The sequence below is a fragment of the Streptomyces sp. 130 genome (assembly GCF_007096885.1).
Classification (GTDB): Bacteria; Actinomycetota; Actinomycetes; order Streptomycetales; family Streptomycetaceae; genus Streptomyces.
Window position 1 is genome coordinate 61381 of the sequence record NZ_VJNO01000033.1, and the last position, 17442, is coordinate 78822.

Annotated in this window: 15 protein-coding genes; 12 read left to right on the top strand and 3 right to left on the bottom strand. The window is 73.5% G+C overall.

The annotated features are described in order from the left end of the window. The first annotated feature begins 82 nt into the window (after nucleotides 1-82). From FKN01_RS24490 to FKN01_RS24510, 5 genes are read left to right on the top strand one after another with little or no spacing between them, the layout of a single operon-like run. Nucleotides 83-1078: a cobalamin biosynthesis protein gene (locus FKN01_RS24490; protein WP_143624137.1), complete on the top strand. Its 996-nt coding sequence runs from the start codon at nucleotides 83-85 to the stop codon at nucleotides 1076-1078. Further along, nucleotides 1075-2628, top strand: a complete 1554-nt coding sequence (locus tag FKN01_RS24495) for a cobyric acid synthase (protein ID WP_143624139.1) — start codon at nucleotides 1075-1077, stop codon at nucleotides 2626-2628. Before FKN01_RS24490 ends, FKN01_RS24495 begins: the two co-directional genes overlap by 4 nt. Then, complete coding sequence (locus tag FKN01_RS24500; protein WP_143624141.1) at nucleotides 2625-4667, top strand: putative cobaltochelatase; 2043 nt, start codon at nucleotides 2625-2627, stop codon at nucleotides 4665-4667. The genes FKN01_RS24495 and FKN01_RS24500 overlap by 4 nt, the downstream gene beginning before the upstream one ends. Further along, nucleotides 4667-5266 (top strand): cob(I)yrinic acid a,c-diamide adenosyltransferase, encoded by a 600-nt coding sequence (cobO, locus tag FKN01_RS24505; protein WP_143624143.1) that lies wholly within the window; start codon nucleotides 4667-4669, stop codon nucleotides 5264-5266. Before FKN01_RS24500 ends, cobO begins: the two co-directional genes overlap by 1 nt. Further along, nucleotides 5260-6732 carry a cobyrinate a,c-diamide synthase gene (locus tag FKN01_RS24510; protein WP_143624145.1) on the top strand — a complete coding sequence of 491 codons (1473 nt, stop codon included), beginning with the start codon at nucleotides 5260-5262 and terminating at the stop codon, nucleotides 6730-6732. Before cobO ends, FKN01_RS24510 begins: the two co-directional genes overlap by 7 nt. Before the next feature lie 14 nt (nucleotides 6733-6746). Here the strand turns inward: FKN01_RS24510 and FKN01_RS24515 are convergent, their stop codons facing one another. Then, nucleotides 6747-7469 carry a ZIP family metal transporter gene (locus tag FKN01_RS24515; RefSeq protein WP_143624147.1) on the bottom strand — a complete coding sequence of 241 codons (723 nt, stop codon included), beginning with the start codon at nucleotides 7467-7469 and terminating at the stop codon, nucleotides 6747-6749. 6 nt (nucleotides 7470-7475) lie between these two features. Here FKN01_RS24515 and FKN01_RS24520 point away from each other — a divergent pair, with 6 nt between their 5' ends. Further along, nucleotides 7476-7904 carry a cobalamin biosynthesis protein gene (locus FKN01_RS24520; RefSeq protein WP_143624149.1) on the top strand — a complete coding sequence of 143 codons (429 nt, stop codon included), beginning with the start codon at nucleotides 7476-7478 and terminating at the stop codon, nucleotides 7902-7904. 280 nt (nucleotides 7905-8184) lie between these two features. Then, on the top strand, nucleotides 8185-9279 hold the full coding sequence (cobC, locus tag FKN01_RS24525; RefSeq protein ID WP_143624151.1) for an Rv2231c family pyridoxal phosphate-dependent protein CobC: 1095 nt from the start codon (nucleotides 8185-8187) through the stop codon (nucleotides 9277-9279). Between the two features lie 672 nt (nucleotides 9280-9951). Here the strand turns inward: cobC and FKN01_RS24530 are convergent. Both FKN01_RS24530 and FKN01_RS24535 read right to left on the bottom strand, forming a co-directional pair. Continuing rightward, nucleotides 9952-11022: an SCO1860 family LAETG-anchored protein gene (locus FKN01_RS24530; RefSeq protein WP_143624153.1), complete on the bottom strand. Its 1071-nt coding sequence runs from the start codon at nucleotides 11020-11022 to the stop codon at nucleotides 9952-9954. A gap of 364 nt (nucleotides 11023-11386) precedes the next feature. Continuing rightward, nucleotides 11387-12487, bottom strand: a complete 1101-nt coding sequence (locus tag FKN01_RS24535) for an amidohydrolase family protein (protein WP_143624155.1) — start codon at nucleotides 12485-12487, stop codon at nucleotides 11387-11389. A 132-nt stretch (nucleotides 12488-12619) separates the two neighbouring features. On the opposite strand from FKN01_RS24535, the gene FKN01_RS24540 reads away from it, so the two are divergent. The 5 genes from FKN01_RS24540 (at nucleotide 12620) to thpD (ending at nucleotide 17328) form a co-directional block, all read left to right on the top strand. Further along, nucleotides 12620-13726, top strand: coding sequence for an alanine--glyoxylate aminotransferase family protein (locus FKN01_RS24540; RefSeq protein WP_143624157.1), 1107 nt, complete (start codon nucleotides 12620-12622; stop codon nucleotides 13724-13726). Nucleotides 13727-14056: 330 nt separating this feature from the next. Next, nucleotides 14057-14587, top strand: a complete 531-nt coding sequence (ectA, locus tag FKN01_RS24545; RefSeq protein ID WP_313906176.1) for a diaminobutyrate acetyltransferase — start codon at nucleotides 14057-14059, stop codon at nucleotides 14585-14587. Between the two features lie 70 nt (nucleotides 14588-14657). After that, complete coding sequence (gene ectB / locus FKN01_RS24550; protein ID WP_143624161.1) at nucleotides 14658-15920, top strand: diaminobutyrate--2-oxoglutarate transaminase; 1263 nt, start codon at nucleotides 14658-14660, stop codon at nucleotides 15918-15920. Between the two features lie 111 nt (nucleotides 15921-16031). Next, nucleotides 16032-16430, top strand: a complete 399-nt coding sequence (locus tag FKN01_RS24555) for an ectoine synthase (RefSeq protein WP_143624163.1) — start codon at nucleotides 16032-16034, stop codon at nucleotides 16428-16430. Between the two features lie 4 nt (nucleotides 16431-16434). Further along, nucleotides 16435-17328, top strand: a complete 894-nt coding sequence (thpD, locus tag FKN01_RS24560) for an ectoine hydroxylase (RefSeq protein ID WP_143624165.1) — start codon at nucleotides 16435-16437, stop codon at nucleotides 17326-17328. The last annotated feature ends 114 nt before the right edge of the window (nucleotides 17329-17442 follow it).

Consider the following 17442-nt stretch of genomic DNA (forward strand, 5'->3'; position numbering starts at 1 on the left):
AGGACATATCGCCATGCCCGGCTGCCGTGCGGCCCTCTCCCCACACCTCCCGTCGGCGGCCTCCGGTACGGCCGGCTGAACCATGCGTGCCGATCGCAGTTACGCGTACGGCGCCGCCGCCGGCCTGATCGCCGACCTGCTGCTCGGTGACCCCCGCAGGGGGCACCCGGTCGCCGCCTTCGGGCGGGCCGCCGCGGCCGTCGAGGACCGGCTCTGGCGCGACCACCGCGGCCGGGGCGCCCTGCACACCCTGATCTGCGCCGGGGGCGCCACCGGGTGCGCCGCGCTCGCCGCCCGCGCCGTGCGCCGCCACTCCGCCGCTTCCGTGGCCCTGACCGCCGCCGCCACCTGGTCCGTCGTCGGCGGTACGTCGCTGGGGCGCGAGGCCCGCGCCATCGGCGGGGCGCTCGCCGCCGGCGACATCGAGTCGGCCCGCGAGCGGCTGCCGCACCTGTGCGGGCGCGACCCGCAGGCGCTGGACGGCCCCGGGATCGCGCGCGCCGTCGTGGAGTCCGTCGCCGAGAACACCTCGGACGCCGTGGTCGGTGCCCTCGTCTGGGGCGCCCTCGCCGGTGTCCCCGGGCTCGTCGGCTTCCGTGCCGCCAACACGCTGGACGCGATGGTCGGCCACAGGTCGCCCCGCCACCTGCGGTACGGCTGGGCCTCGGCCCGGCTCGACGACCTCGCGGGCTGGCCCGGCGCCCGGCTCACCGCCCTGCTCGCCGTGGCCGCCGGCGGCCGTCCCCAGGAGGCGGTACGGGCCTGGCGGGCGGACGCCGCGAAGCACCCGAGCCCCAACGCGGGGCCCGTGGAGGCCGCGTTCGCCGGGGCGCTCGGCGTACGGCTGGGCGGGACCCTCGCGTACGGGGGCCGCGTCGAGCACCGGCCGGTGCTCAACGGGGACGCGGGCCGTGCCGTGGAGACCGCGGACATCGAGCGTGCCGTGCGCCTGTCACGCCGGGTGGGCGTGCTCGCCCTCGGCGTCACCGCGGCGGCCCGGCTGGGGGCGGGAGCGGTGGCGCGCCGGGTCCCGGGACGGCAACGGACCGGGAGATCTCGAGGACGGAGAACGGTATGAGCGGCGGACTGCTGGTCGCCGGGACCACATCGGACGCGGGCAAGAGCGTCGTCACGGCGGGCATCTGCCGCTGGCTGGCGCGCCGGGGCGTGAAGGTCGCCCCGTTCAAGGCGCAGAACATGTCGCTGAACTCCTTCGTCACCCGCGAGGGCGCCGAGATCGGCCGGGCCCAGGCGATGCAGGCCCAGGCCGCCCGCGTCGAGCCGACCGCCCTGATGAACCCGGTGCTGCTCAAGCCCGGCGGCGACCGCTCCAGCCAGGTCGTCCTGATGGGGCGGCCGGTCGGCGAGATGAGCGCCCGCGGCTACCACGGCGGGCGCCAGGAAAGGCTGCTGTCGACCGTCACGGACTGCCTGGAGCGGCTGCGGAGCACGTACGACGCGGTGATCTGCGAGGGCGCGGGGTCGCCCGCCGAGATCAACCTGCGGCGCACGGACATCGTGAACATGGGCATCGCCCGGGCCGCGCGCTTCCCGGTCGTGGTGGTCGGGGACATCGACCGGGGCGGGGTCTTCGCCTCGTTCTTCGGGACGACCGCGCTGCTCGCGCCGGAGGACCAGGAGCTGATCGCGGGCTACCTGGTCAACAAGTTCCGGGGCGACGTCTCGCTGCTGGAGCCGGGGCTCGACATGCTGCGCGATCTGACGGGCCGTCCCTCGTACGGGGTGCTGCCCTTCGCGCACGGGCTCGGCATCGACGAGGAGGACGGGCTGCGGGTGTCGCTGCGCGGGACCGTACGCGAGTCGACGGTCGCCCCGCCGCACGGCGAGGACGTCCTGCGCGTCGCCGTGTGCGCGGTCCCGCTGATGTCGAACTTCACCGATGTGGACGCGCTGGCCGCCGAACCGGGCGTCGTCGTCCGCTTCGTGGACCGGGCGGAGGAGCTGGCCGACGCCGACCTCGTCATCGTGCCCGGCACCCGGGGCACCGTGAAGGCGCTCGCCTGGCTGCGCGAGCGCGGGCTCGCCGACGCGCTGCGGCGGCGCGCCGCCGAGGGCCGCCCGGTGCTCGGGATCTGCGGCGGCTACCAGATCCTCGGCGAGCGCATCGAGGACGAGGTCGAGTCGCGCGCCGGGCGGGTCGACGCGCTCGGGCTGCTGCCCGTACGCGTCCGTTTCGACCGGGAGAAGACCCTCGCCCGGCCGTCCGGCGAGGCGCTCGGCGCGCCCGTCGAGGGGTACGAGATCCATCACGGCGTCGCCGATGTGCGCGGCGGCGAGCCCTTCCTGACGGACGGCCGGGGCACCCCGCTGGACGGCTGCCGCTCGGGGGCCGTCTGGGGCACCCACTGGCACGGTTCGCTGGAGAGCGACGCGTTCCGCCGCCTCTTCCTGGCCGAGATCGCCCGGCTCACCGGCCGCCGCTTCGTGCCCGCGCCCGACACCTGCTTCGCCGCGCTGCGCGAGGAACAGCTCGACCGCCTCGGCGACCTGATCGAGCAGCACGCGGACACCGACGCGCTGTGGCGGCTCATCGAGTCCGGCGCGCCGTCCGGTCTGCCGTTCATCCCGCCGGGTGCGCCCGCCGTCCCCGTCAAGGAGGCCCTGTGAGTACGCCCTACCCCTTCACCGCCATCGTCGGCCAGGACGACCTGCGGCTGGGGCTGCTGCTCAACGCGGTCAGCCCGGCCGTGGGCGGGGTCCTGGTCCGTGGTGAGAAGGGCACCGCCAAATCGACCGCCGTGCGCGCGCTGGCCGCGCTGATGCCGCAGGTCCCGGTCGTGCCGGGGTGCCGCTTCTCGTGCGATCCCGCCTCGCCCGACCCGGCGTGTCCGGACGGCCCGCACGAGGACGCCTCCGGCGTGTCGCGGGCGGCGCGGACCGTGGAGCTGCCGGTCGGCGCGTCCGAGGACCGGCTCGTCGGCGCGCTCGACATCGAGCGGGCCCTTTCGGAGGGCGTGAAGGCCTTCGAACCGGGGCTGCTCGCGGACGCGCACCGCGGAATCCTGTACGTGGACGAGGTCAATCTCCTCCACGACCATCTGGTGGACCTGCTGCTGGACGCGGCGGCGATGGGTGCCTCGTACGTGGAGCGCGAGGGCGTCTCCGTACGGCACGCGGCGCGGTTCCTGCTCGTGGGGACGATGAATCCCGAAGAGGGCGAGCTGCGGCCCCAGTTGCTCGACCGGTTCGGGCTGACCGTCGAGGTGGCGGCGTCCCGGGAGACGGACCAGCGGGTGGAGGTGGTGCGGCGGCGGCTCGCCTACGAGGACGACCCGGCGGGCTTCGCGGCGCGCTGGGCCGACGAGGAGGCGCAGTTGCGGGACCGGATCACGGCCGCGCGGGCGCTGCTGCCCGAAGTGGTGCTCGGTGACGACGCGTTGCGGCAGATCGCGGCCACCTGCGCGGCCTTCGAGGTGGACGGGATGCGCGCGGACATCGTCATGGCCAGGACCGCGACCGCGCTGGCCGCGTGGGCGGGGCGCACCCGCGTACGCGCCGGGGACGTCCGGCAGGCGGCGCTGCTCGCGCTCCCGCACCGGCGCCGGCGCAACCCCTTCGACGCGCCGGGCCTCGACGAGGACAAGCTGGACGACACGCTGGAGCGCAACGGCGGCGGGGACGACGAGCCGGAGCCGGACGGGCCCGGCGGGGGCGGGGGCGACGGTGACGGCGGGGGCGGCGGTGACGGCGGCGGCGGGCTGCCGCCGCGGGGGGAGGCGCCCGGCACGCCGCCCGCGCCCGCCGGCGGTGCGGACGGCACGCCCGGGGCGCCGGTGCCCGGGCAGGGCGGTGAGCAGCGGCCCGTACGAGCCGGTGAGCCGTTCCGTACGAAGATGCTCAGCGTGCCCGGTCTCGGCGAGGGCGCTGCGGGGCGGCGGTCCCGGGCGCGCACCGAGCACGGGCGGACGACGGGCGCGCGGCGGCCCGAGGGCGCGCTGACCAGGCTGCATCTGGCCGCGACCGTGCGGGCCGCCGCCCCGCACCAGCGGGCGCGGGGCCGGTCCGGGCGGGGGCTCGTGGTGCGGCGGGACGATCTGCGGCAGGCGACGCGGGAGGGGCGCGAGGGCAATCTCGTGCTGTTCGTCGTGGACGCCTCCGGGTCGATGGCCGCCCGGCAGCGCATGGGTGCCGTGAAGGGCGCGGTGCTGTCCCTCCTGATGGACGCCTACCAGCGGCGCGACAAGGTCGGTCTGGTCACCTTCCGGGGCCGGGGCGCGGAGGTGGCGCTGCCGCCGACCTCGTCGGTGGACGCGGCGGCGGCCCGGCTCGAATCGCTGCCGACGGGCGGGCGCACTCCGGTGGCCGCCGGGCTGCTGAAGGCGCACGACGTGCTGCGGGTGGAGCGGCTGCGCGACCCGTCCCGGCGGGCCCTGCTGGTCGTGGTGACGGACGGCCGGGCGACCGGCGGTCCGGACCCGGTGGCGCTGGCCGCGCGGGCGGCCCGGCTGCACGCGGCCGAGGGCACGGCGTCGGTCGTCGTGGACTGCGAGGCGGGCCCGGTGCGCCTGGGGCTCGCGGCGGGCCTCGCCGCCGACCTGGGCGGCACCGCCGTCACGCTGGACGAGCTGCGCGCCGAATCGATCGCCGGGCTGGTCAAGGACGTCCGGGGCGCGGGCCCCGGGCCCATCGACAGGAGGGTCGCGTAATGCCGCAGGGACAGCCCGAGAGCGTGCCGGACGACGGACTGACCACCCGGCAGCGGCGCAACCGGCCGCTGCTGGTGGTGCACACCGGCGTCGGCAAGGGGAAGTCGACCGCGGCCTTCGGGCTCGCGCTGCGCGCCTGGAACCAGGGGTGGCCGATCGGGGTCTTCCAGTTCGTCAAGTCCGCGAAGTGGAAGGTCGGCGAGGAGAACGCGCTGAAGGTCCTCGGCGCGAGCGGCGAGGGCGGTTCCGTCGCCTGGCACAAGATGGGCGAGGGCTGGTCCTGGGTCCAGCGCGACGACCAGACGGACAACGAGGCGAAGGCCCGCGAGGGCTGGGAGCAGGTCAAGCGCGACCTGGCCGCCGAGACCTACCGGCTGTACGTGCTGGACGAGTTCGCCTATCCGCTGCACTGGGGGTGGATCGACACCGACGAGGTCGTCTCGGTGCTGCGCGACCGCCCCGGCACCCAGCACGTGGTGATCACCGGCCGCAACGCGCCCGCCGCGCTGCTGGACGCGGCGGATCTGGTGACGGACATGTCGAAGGTCAAGCACCCGATGGACGCCGGGCAGAAGGGCCAGAGGGGCATCGAGTGGTGAACGTCCCCCGCCTGGTCGTCGCCGCGCCCTCGTCCGGGAGCGGCAAGACCACCGTCGCGACGGGGCTGATGGCCGCGTTCGCCGCGCGCGGCCTCGCCGTGTCCGGGCACAAGGTGGGCCCCGACTACATCGACCCCGGCTTCCACACGCTGGCGACGGGGCGCCCGGGCCGCAACCTCGACGCGTACATGTGCGGGCCCGAGCTGATCGCCCCCCTGTTCGCGCACGGCGCGCGGGGGTGCGGGCTGGCCGTCGTCGAGGGCGTGATGGGGCTGTACGACGGGGCCTCGGGGCTCGGCGAACTGGCGTCCACCGCGCAGGTGGCGAAGCTGCTGCGGGCGCCGGTGGTGCTCGTCGTGGACGCGTCCTCGCAGTCGCGGTCCGTGGCGGCGCTGGTGCACGGGTTCGCGTCCTGGGACGCGGGGGTGCGGATCGGCGGGGTGATCCTGAACAAGGTGGGGTCCGACCGGCACGAGGCACTGTTGCGGGAGGCGTTGGAGGAGTCCGGGGTGCCGGTGCTGGGGGTGTTGCGGCGGGCGGAGGGGGTGGCCGTGCCGTCGCGGCATCTGGGGCTGGTGCCGGTGGCGGAGCGGCGGGCGGATGCGGTGGCGGCTGTCGCGGCGATGGCCGGGCAGGTGGCCACGGGGTGCGATCTGGAGGGGCTGTTGGCGTTGGCGCGGTCGGCGCCCGCGTTGCCGGGGGCGGAGTGGTCCGCGGATGAGGTGGTGGGGGGTGGCTTGGGCGGAGCTGTTCCCCTGCCCGCCCCTTCCCGCAACCGGGGCTCTGCCCCGGACCCCGCTCCCCAAGCGCCGGAGGGGCTTGGCAGGGCGGAGGGGCTTGGCAGGGCGGAGGGGGTGACCAGCGGGCGGCCTCTTGTTGCCGTTGCCGGTGGGGCCGCCTTCACGTTCTCGTACGCCGAGAACACCGAGCTTCTCACCGCTGCGGGGGCTGACGTCGTGACCTTTGATCCGCTGCGGGACGAGGCGTTGCCGCCTGGGACCCGGGGTGTCGTCATCGGTGGCGGGTTTCCCGAGGTGTACGCCCCCGAGCTGTCGGCCAACGAGGCGTTGCGGAAGGCCGTGGCGGAGTCGGCTCGCTCGGGGGCGCCGGTGGCTGCCGAGTGTGCCGGGTTGTTGTATCTGGCGCGGTCGTTGGACGGGCTGCCGATGTGCGGGGTGCTGGACGCCGACGCGCGGATGACCAAGCGGCTGACGCTCGGTTACCGGGACGCCGTGGCGCTCACCGACAACGTGCTGGCGCCCGCCGGGGCGCGGGCGCGGGGGCACGAGTTCCACCGGACCGTCATCGAGCCCGGTGCGGGCGACGAGCCCGCCTGGGGCATGCACCGGCCCGAGCGGCGCGTGGAGGGGTTCGTCCGGGGCAACGTACACGCGAGCTATCTGCACACCCACTGGGCCGCCTCGCCCGGCACGGCCGCACGGTTCGTCGAGCGGTGCCGGGGGTGAACCCGGGCGCGGGGTCACTGCGCGAGGCCGACCACCAGCCAGATGAAGCACACTCCGGCCACCGTGCACAGCAGCGTGGAGCGCGCCGGGTGGTCGTGGTGGGCCTCGGGCAGGATTTCGGCGGCGGCGAGGTAGAGCAGCGCGCCGCCGAAGAAGCCGAGATAGCAGCCGAGCAGTTCCTCCGGCAGGGTGAACAGCAGCGTCGTCGCCGCCCCGACGACGGGCGCCGCCGCGTCCGCGAAGAGCATCGTCAGGGCCCTGCGGCGGGCGTTCCCGTACAGGCTGGTGATCGTGTACGTGTTGAAGCCGTCCGCGAAGTCGTGCGTGATCACGGCGAGCGCGACGGCCGCCCCCATCCCCCCGCCGACCTGGAACGCCGCGCCGAGCGCCACCCCGTCCATCAGGCTGTGGCCGACCATCGCGGCCGCCGCCGTCAGCCCGACCTGCGGGACGCGCTCCTCGGCCGCCCCGTGTGCCGCCTGGCGCACCGCGAGCAGCCGCTCCACCAGGTGGGCGAGGAGGAAGCCGCCGACGAACAGCAGCAAAGCGGCCGGGACGCCGAAGACCAGGCCACCCGCCGCCTCCACCGCCTCGGGCAGCAGGTCCAGGCCGACCACGCCGAGCATCAGCCCGCCGGCCAGACCGAGGACCAGGTGGCGGCGGTCGCTGACGCGCTGGGCGACCCAGCCGCCCGCCAGGGTCATCAGGAACGCGCCGAGCGCGACGAACACCGCCATGGCCTCTTGCTAGCCGATGCACCCCGCCCCGCGCATCTCGGCGCGCTCGTCGTCGGGGTCGGTGCCTCCCGGGGCGTCACGGCCGACGAGGTCGCCGGGCTGGTTTCGGAGGTGCTGCGGGAGGCTGGGCTCACGGGGATCGCCGAGTTGGTCACCGTAGCGGCGAAGGCCCGGGAGCCGGGGCTGCTGGCCGCCGCCGCCCGGCTCGGGGTCCCGCTGCGCGCGTATCCGGCGGACGTGCTCGCCCGGGTCCCCGTCCCCCACCCGTCCGGCGCGGCGCTCGCCGCCCTCGGCACCCCCGCGGTGGCCGAGGCCGCGGCCCTCGCCGGCGGCGGTCCACTCCTCGTGCCCAAAAGGAAGTCACGGCCGCGCGACGGACGCCCGTCGATGGCCACCTGCGCGGTGGCGCACCGGCCCGCCGGGAGCGTCGCGTGAACGCGGGAAGCGATGCGGGAAGCGATGCGCGAAGCAATGCGCGAAACGCTGGAAGCGCCGCGTAAAGCGCCGGGAGCGCGCCGCGTGAAACGCCGGGAGCGTTGCGTAAAGCGCCGGGAGCGTTGGGTGAAACGCCGGGAGCGTCGGGTAAAGCGCCGGAAGCGTTGGGTGAAGCGTCGGGACCGTTGCGTGAAACAGGGTGCGGGGCGCATAGTCATCCTGCCGAGGTCCACCCAGGCCACGGCGCACACCCCCACACCACACCCCCACCACGGCGGTCATGCACACTCCCATTGAGAGTCCCGACGCGACAGGCGCGGGCACCCACGATCTGCGTCACCACGGCGACGCGGAAGTACGCGGACGGGGCCGGGATCTGACCGATCTGGCCGTCAACGTACGGGCCGGCACCCCACCGGCCTGGCTGCGGGAGCGGATAGCCGGCTCCCTGGGCTCGCTCGCCGCCTACCCGGACGGCCGCGAGGCCCGCGAGGCCGTTGCCGCGCGGCACGGACTGCCGCCCGAGCGCGTGCTGTTGACGGCGGGCGCGGCGGAGGCGTTCGTCCTGATCGCCCGTGCGCTGCCCGCCCGGCGGCCGTACGTGGTGCACCCTCAGTTCACCGAGCCGGAGGCGGCGTTGCGCGCGGCCGGGCACGACGTGGGGCGGGTGCTGCTGCGGGCCGAGGACGATTTCCGGCTCGACCCGGCGGACGTGCCCGATGACGCGGACCTGGTGGTCGTCGGCAACCCGACCAACCCGACGTCCGTCCTCCACCCCGCCGCCGTCCTGGAACGGCTGGCGCGTCCCGGGCGGACCCTGGTGGTGGACGAGGCGTTCATGGACGCGGTGCCGGGCGAACGCGAGGCCCTGTGCGGGCGTACGGACGTCCCCGGGCTCGTCGTCCTGCGCAGCCTGACCAAGACCTGGGGGCTCGCCGGGCTGCGCATCGGTTACGTGGCGGCCGCCCCGGAGACGATCCGCACCCTGGAGGAGGCGCAGCCGTTGTGGCCGGTGTCGTCCCCCGCGCTGGCGGCGGCGGAGGCGTGCGTGGAGCCCCGGGCACTGGCGGAGGCCGCCGGCGCGGCGGACCGGATCGTGGTGGACCGGGCCCATCTGGTGGCCGGGCTGCGGGAGTTCGCGGAGGTCCGGGTGGTCGAGCCGGCCGAGGGGCCCTTCGTGCTCGTCCGCCTCGACGGGGCCGCCGAGATAAGGGAACGGCTGCGGATGCTGGGGTTCGCGGCGCGACGAGGAGATACGTTTCCGGGGCTCGGGGACGGCTGGCTGCGACTGGCGGTACGCGACCGGACGACGACCAACCGCTTCCTCCAGGCGCTGGACCTGGCGCTCCAGGCGCTGACGGGGGCGGGGCGGTAGGGGCGCTTTGGGCGGGGGTGGGCGGTGCTTCGAGTGGTGAGCGGTGCTCCGATTGGTCAGCGGTGATCTGAACGGTGAGCGGTGCTCTGATCGGTGGGCGGTGCCCTGAACTGCGAGCGGTGCTCTGATCGGTGGGTGGCGCTCTGATCGGTGGGCGGTGCTTGTTCGGGGTGGACGCCGATCCGCTTGGCGAGCAGCGCCCTGGATGGTGAGCGGCGCTCTCGTCAGAGAGCGGTGCTCTGAGGTGTGGGTGTCGATCCACTTGGTGAGCGGCGCTCTGGTTGGTGGGGGCGCTTGCCCTGGGCCGTGGGGTGGACGGCGCCGATCCGATTGGGGAGCAACGCTCTGCTTAGTGAGCGGCGCTCTCGTCGGTGAGCGGCGCTCTGAGGAGTGGGCGCCGACCCGGACGGTGAGCGGCCCCCTGTTCAGTGGGCGGCACTCTGAGGTCGCGCGCGCCGCTCTAGATCGAGAGCGCCGCTCTCTCTGCGCACGCCCGAGCCAAAAAGTGAGCGGTGCTCCCCCCTCGGAGCACCGCTCATCACCTCCACCCCCGGGCCCCCCCGGACCCCTCCCCGGGCCCTTCCCCAGGGCCCCTCCCCCGGCCCCCCTCGGGCCGTCAGCCTCGGCCCTTCCCCCTCGGCGCTTCCCCCTCGGCCCTTCCCCCTCGGGCCGTCAGCCTCGGGCGGCGCGGCGACGGGTCAGGACCATGGCGCCCGCGCCGGCTGCCCGCAGCAGCGCCGCGCCGCCCGCGATGTACGGGGTGCTGGAGCTGCTGCCCGTCTCGGCCAGGTCCGCGTCGGTGGCGGCCGGCGCCTGGTCCGTACCCGTCTGGGTCTTCACGTCGCCGCCCCCGGTGGAGCCGGCCTCGTCACCGCCGCCCGTGGAGCCGCCGTTCCCGGAGCCGCCATCGGTCGAACCGCCCCCGGTCGCGCCCCCGTTGTCGCCGCCCCCATTCCCGTTCCCCCCGTTGTCGCCGCCCCCGGTCCCGTTCCCGCCGTTGTCGCCGCCGCCCGGGTGGCCGCCGTGGTCCTTCGGGGTTTCGCAGGTCGCCTCGGCGAGCGTGACCTCGCCCTTGACGTCCGCGACGTTCAGGTCGCCCGGGTTGACCGACACCTTCAGCTGGAGCGCCACCGCGGCGGCCGTGCGCGAGGTGGTCTCCGTCTTCGACAGGTCGAGCGTCACCTCGCCGATCTTCGGCACCGCGACCCGCGTGGTGCCACCCGCCGTGAGCGTCACGCGCTTGCCGAGCACGGACACGTGCCCGAGCACGTTGGACTCGGCGACCGGCCGGCTGCCCACTTCGCAGACCGCCTTCGAGGTGACCTTCTCGACCTCGATCAGCGGGAACACCGACAGGCCCGGCAGGCTGACCTTGGCCTGGGCGAGGTTGCTGTAGCCGGCCGCCCGGTGCTTGTCGGCGGTGGCCTTCGAGGTGGCCACGTCCGCCCTGAGGACGCTGAACGGCTTTCCGTGGTTCACGCCGTCGAGCCGCGCGCTGAGCGCGGTCTCCTCGGCGCTGCGCGGTGCCCGCACCTCGTTGAGCGTGACCTTCAACGGCACGTCGACCGTCTTGTTGAGGAGGGAGACGTCGAGTGCGGTACGGAGCACGACCGCGCTCGCCTTCCCGTCGCCGCCGGCCGTGCCGGTCGTCGCGGGGGCGGCATGGGCCGGGACCGTGACCAGGAGGGCGACGGGAGCGGCGGCGACCGCCAGGGCGGCGAGGCGGAAGGTGTTGCTGTTCAAGATGGTGGAACCCCCACAGGAGACATGGAGCCACCGGCGCCGTCCAATGGGGGACATCGCGGGCACCGGTGGCCTCGACTCCGTGAATCTTTACGCACAGAGGGTGAACTGGCGGACACCTGGAGCTAGTTCACTCCAAAGGGGGGTTTCCGCGCCTGTATTCGAATATTCCGGCACGTGCGTTCCTCGGGTTCACCCGTTTCACTGAGCGCCAGGGCGTTTCGGTCCGCGTGAGGGCGGCCCGTAGCGTCGATGTTCCGCATGCGCGGAAGGGATCAACGAGCGGGCCGCCCTCAGGTCACTGCTGGTCAACGCGGTGCGTCAGTGGTGCGTCAGTGGGACCTCAGCGGTGCGTCGGCGGGCGTCAGCCGATCACGCGCCCGTTCAGGACCACCCGGCGCGGCCCGGCCAGCACCCGCACGTCCGCCCGAGGGTCCTCGTCGTACACCACGAGGTCGGCCGGTGCCCCCTCCTCCAGGCCGGGCCTGCCGAGCCAGGCCCTCGCCCGCCAGGTCGTGGCGGACAGCGCCTCCAGGGCCGGGATGCCCGCCTTGACCAGCTCGGCCACCTCGTCGGCCACCAGGCCGTGCGCCAGGACCCCGCCCGCGTCGGTGCCCACGAAGACCGGCACCCCGGCGTCGTAGGCGGAGCGCACGGTGTCGTAACGGCGTTCGTGGAGCCGGCGCATATGGGCGGACCAGCGCGGGAACTTCGCCTCTCCGCTCCGCGCGAGCGAGGGGAAGGTGGCGATGTTGACCAGGGTGGGGACGATCGCCACGCCGCGCTCCGCGAAGAGCGGGATGGTCTCCTCGGTGAGGCCCGTGGCGTGCTCGACGCAGTCGATCCCGGCCTCCACCAGGTCACGCAGCGAGTCCTCGGCGAAGCAGTGCGCGGTGACGCGGGCGCCCAGCCGGTGCGCCTCCGCGATCGCCGCCCCGACCTCCTCGCGCGGCCAGAGCGCCGTCAGGTCGCCCACCTCGCGGTCGATCCAGTCGCCGACGAGCTTCACCCAGCCGTCGCCCCGGCGCGCCTCCCGGGCCACGTGGGCGACGAGTTCGTCGGGCTCGATCTCCCAGGCGTAGTTACGGGTGTAGCGGCGGGGGCGGGCGATGTGGCGGCCGGCCCGGATGATCTTCGGCAGGTCCTCGCGGTCGTCGATCCACCGGGTGTCGGCGGGCGAGCCCGCGTCCCGCAGGAGCAGCGCCCCGGCCTCCCGGTCGTCCAGGGCCTGCTTCTCGCTGGTCGCGGCGTCGACGGCGCCGTGGTGGTCGAGCCCGACGTGGCAGTGGGCGTCGACCAGGCCGGGCAGCGCCCAGCCGGTGACCGTGACGGCGTCGTCCGCGCCGGGCGGCCGCCCGTAGGTGATCCGGCCGCCGACCGCCCACAGCTCGTCCCTGACCTCCTCGGGTCCGACGAGCACCCGCCCCTTCACATGCAGCACCCGCGATGCCTCGTGATCACTCATGCTCAGCACTGTACGAGGGGCCCATCGCGTGCGACATGCCCTGTCCCGGCCCGTCCGAGGGTGCTGGGTACTCTCGAAGGCGCCCGGTCAGCAGGCCGGGGCCCGCCGACCGTAACCGAAGAGAGCACCGCCGTGACGCACCCCTTCCTCGACCTCGCTCCGCTGACCGCCGCACACTTCGCGGCGATCGAGCGGCGGGTGGCCGGTCTGCTGGCCACCGAGCAGGACGTCGTCATCATGCAGGGCGAGGCGCTGCTGCCCCTGGAGGGCTGCATCCGGGGCGGCGCCCGGCCCGGTTCGACGGCCCTGAACGTCGTCACCGGCCCCTACGGGCAGACCTTCGGCAACTGGCTGCGCGACTGCGGGGCCGAGGTCGTGGACCTGGAGGTGCCGTTCCACACGGCCGTCACCGCGGAGCAGGTCGCCGAGGCACTGGCCGCGCGCCCGGAGATCGACTTCGTCTCCCTGGTCCACGCCGAGGCGGCGACCGGGAACACCAACCCGGTCGCGGAGATCGGCGAGGTGGTGCGGGCGCACGGCGCGCTGTTCATGCTGGACGCGGTCGCGTCGGTGGGGGCCGAGCCGCTGCTGCCGGACGCCTGGGGCGTGGACCTGTGCGTGATCGGGGCGCAGAAGGCGATGGGCGGCCCGGCCGGGGTCTCGGCGGTGTCGGTGAGCGCGCGGGCCTGGGAACGGATCGCCGCCAACCCGCAGGCGCCGCGCCGGTCCTACCTCTCGCTCCTCGACTGGAAGGAGCGCTGGATCGACGGGGGCCGCAAGGCGCTGCTGCACGCCCCGGCCCAGCTGGAGATGCTGGCCCTGGAGGCGTGCGTGGAGCGGATCGAGGCGGAGGGCCTGGACGCGCTGATGGCCCGTCACGCGGCGGCCGCGGCGGCCACCCGGGCCGGTGCGGTGGCGCTGGGCGGCGGCCTGACCCCGTATGTGCACGAGGCGGCGGACGCGGCGCCGGTGGCGACCACGCTGCGCGCGCCCGAGGGCGTGGACGCCTCCGAGCTGGTCGCCCGGGCGCTCGCGGGCGAGCCCTCGCTGCCGCTCATCGCGGGCGGGGGCGCGCTCGCCAAGGAGATGATCCGGGTCAATCACTACGGGGTGGATGCGACGCGGGGCGCGGTGCTCTCCTCGCTCGCGGCTCTGGGGTCGGCGCTGGCCGGGACCGGCCGGCGGGTCGATCTGGAGGCTGCCCGGAAGGCCGTTTCGGAAACCTGGCCCAGCGCATAAAAGCGCATCCGCCAAACAATGCGGGGAGCCATCTGATTCAGAGTAGCTCCCCGCATTCTTATGCCCGCATCCCTCCGGGCTAAACACCCCAGTTATCAAGCTGTTTCCAGGGGTCATTGCGTGGCCCATTTCGCCTGTGTGTGGAGAGAGTTATGGTCTTGTGACCGACTCCACACAGCCGGAGATTTGCCCGAAAAATACCGGACAGAACGCCAGAAAACGAAGGCTCCTCGCGCTGGTGCGCGCACCCGCCTGATAACACAGGCATCCGTCTGACCCAACCCCTTGCGTCGATGCAATTTCTAAATTTGCTGGGTAAATTCAAATGCCATGACCGCCGCACCAGCAGATATTGCAAGTGCCCGAAGCGAATTCCTTACGATCGACACGCCACGAGTGGAGGACGGAGCCGCGATCTGGCGCATCGCCCGCGACTCCGAGGTCCTGGACCTCAACTCCTCGTACAGCTACCTGCTGTGGTGTCGTGACTTCGCGGCGACCTCCGTGGTCGCCCGTGACGAGACCGGCTCCCCGGTCGCCTTCGTGACGGGGTACATCAGGCCGGACCGTCCCGAGACGCTCGTCGTCTGGCAGGTGGCCGTCGACCAGGGCCACCGCGGTACGGGCCTGGCGGCGAAGCTGCTGGACTCGCTGACCGCGCGGGTCGCCGCCGAGCAGGGACTGGCCTCGGTCGAGACGACCGTCACCCCCGACAACACCGCGTCGGACCGCCTGTTCACCTCCTACGCGCGGCGCCACGACGTGGCCCTGGAGCGCGAGGTGCTCTTCGACGGCGGACTGTTCCCCGAAGGCACCCATCTGCCGGAAGTGCTGTACCGCATCGGGCCGTTCCACGCCTGAGCGCGCTCTCCCACCCGCCGCAGCTTCCTTCAACGCCGCCCGTCACACCACCTCACGCAGGAGACCCGCTGTGACCATCACCCCGCCCGCCCTCAGTGTCTTCGAAACCCTTGAGTCCGAGGTCCGGAGCTACTGCCGCGGCTGGCCCGCCGTGTTCGACCGCGCCCAGGGCGCCCGGCTGACCGACGAGGACGGCCACTCGTACCTGGACTTCTTCGCCGGCGCGGGCTCGCTCAACTACGGCCACAACAACCCGGTGCTCAAGCGCGCGCTGATCGACTACATCGAACGCGACGGCATCACGCACGGCCTCGACATGGCGACCACCGCCAAACGCGCCTTCCTGGACACCTTCCAGAACGTCGTGCTGCGCCCCCGCGACCTGCCGTACAAGGTGATGTTCCCCGGACCGACGGGCACCAACGCCGTCGAGTCGGCCCTGAAGCTGGCCCGCAAGGTCAAGGGCCGCGAGTCCGTCGTGTCCTTCACCAACGCCTTCCACGGCATGTCGCTCGGCTCGCTGGCGGTGACCGGCAACGCGTTCAAGCGGGCCGGGGCCGGCATCCCGCTGGTGCACGGCACGCCGATGCCGTTCGACAACTACTTCGACGGCCAGGTCCCCGACTTCCTCTGGTTCGAGCGGCTCCTGGAGGACCAGGGCTCCGGGCTCAACCACCCGGCCGCCGTGATCGTGGAGACCGTCCAGGGCGAGGGCGGCATCAACGTGGCCCGCGCCGAGTGGCTGCGCGCGCTCCAGGACCTGTGCCACCGCCAGGACATGCTGCTGATCGTCGACGACATCCAGATGGGCTGCGGCCGTACCGGCGGCTTCTTCTCCTTCGAGGAGGCCGGCATCACGCCGGACATCGTGACCCTGTCGAAGTCCATCAGCGGCTACGGACTGCCCATGTCGCTCTGCCTGTTCAAGCCGGAGCTGGACGTCTGGGAGCCGGGCGAGCACAACGGCACCTTCCGCGGCAACAACCCCGCGTTCGTCACCGCCGCCGCCGCGCTGGACGCCTACTGGGCCGACGGCCAGATGGAGAAGCAGACGCTGGCCCGCGGCGAGCAGGTCGAGCAGACGATGCTGGCCATCTGCGGCGAGCACGAGAGCGCCCGGTTCCGGGGCCGCGGCCTGGTCTGGGGCCTGGAGTTCGAGGACCCGGCGCGCGCCTCCGCGGTCTGCGCCCGCGCGTTCCAGCTGGGGCTGCTCCTGGAGACCTCCGGCCCGCAGAGCGAGGTCGTGAAGCTGCTGCCGCCGCTCACCATCACGCCCGAGGAGCTGGACGAGGGCCTGCGCACGCTGGCCCGTGCCGTGCGCGAGACCGCCTGAGGCCCGGACCGCACACCTCACCCCGCAGAGAGATCCACCGAGAGATCCGCGGAGAGATCCGCAGAGATCCGCCCACAGAGAGATCCGCAGAGAGAAAGGCACCGAACCACCGTGATCGTCCGATCGTTCGCCGACGTCGAGAACACCGACCGGCACATCAAGGCCGCCTCCGGCACCTGGGAGAGCAAGCGCATCGTGCTCGCCCAGGAGAAGGTCGGCTTCTCGCTCCACGAGACCATCATGTACGCGGGTACCGAGACGTCGATGTGGTACGCGAACCACATCGAGGCGGTCCTCTGCGTCGAGGGCGAGGCCGAGCTGACCAACGACGAGACCGGTGAGAAGCACTGGATCACGCCGGGCACGATGTACCTGCTCAACGGCCATGAGCACCACACGATGCGGCCCAAGACCGACTTCCGCTGCGTCTGCGTCTTCAACCCGCCGGTCACCGGACGGGAGGAGCACGACGAGAACGGTGTCTATCCGCTGCTGACCGAGGAGGGCTGATCCCATGACCACCGACGTACGCACCGACCTGTACCCCTCGCGCGGCGCCGCCGAGATGACCACTCCCCGCCAGGACCCGGTCATCTGGTCCGCGCCGGGCGCGCCGGGTCCCATCTCCGCCAGGGAGCTCCAGGACTACGAGCACGACGGTTTCCTGACGGTCGATCAGCTGATCACGCCGGAGGAGGTGGCCGGCTACCACGCCGAGCTGGACCGGCTCATCAGCGACCCGGCCGTCCGCGCCGACGAGCGCTCCATCATCGAACCCAAGTCGCAGTCCGTGCGGTCGGTCTTCGAGGTCCACCGGATCAGCGAGGTCTTCGCCCGGCTGGTCGCCGACGAGCGGGTGGTGGGCCGGGCCCGCCAGATCCTCGGTTCGGACGTCTACGTCCACCAGTCCCGGATCAACGTCAAGCCCGGGTTCGGGGCCTCGGGGTTCTACTGGCACTCGGACTTCGAGACCTGGCACGCCGAGGACGGTCTGCCGAACATGCGGACGGTGTCCGTGTCGATCGCGCTGACCGAGAACCACGACACCAACGGCGGGCTGATGATCATGCCCGGCTCGCACAAGTCGTTCCTCGGCTGCGCGGGCGAGACGCCGAAGGACAACTACAAGAAGTCGCTCCAGATGCAGGACGCGGGCACCCCGTCCGACGAGGCGCTGACGAAGATGGCCGACCGGCACGGCATCAGGCTCTTCACGGGGAAGCCCGGTTCGGCGACCTGGTTCGACTGCAACGCCATGCACGGCTCCGGCGACAACATCACGCCGTACCCGCGCAGCAATGTGTTCATCGTGTTCAACAGCGTGGAGAACACCGCGCAGGAGCCGTTCGCGGCGCCGGTCCGCCGCCCGGAGTTCATCGGGGCGCGCGACTTCACCCCGGTCAAGTAGGGCCTTCGGAGGGGGGGGGGGGGGGGGGGCCGGGCGCCCCCCCCCCCCGCCGAGGGGGGGGGGGGGGGCGGGGCGCCGGGGGCGCGGGGGGGCGGGGGGGAACCCCGGCACCCC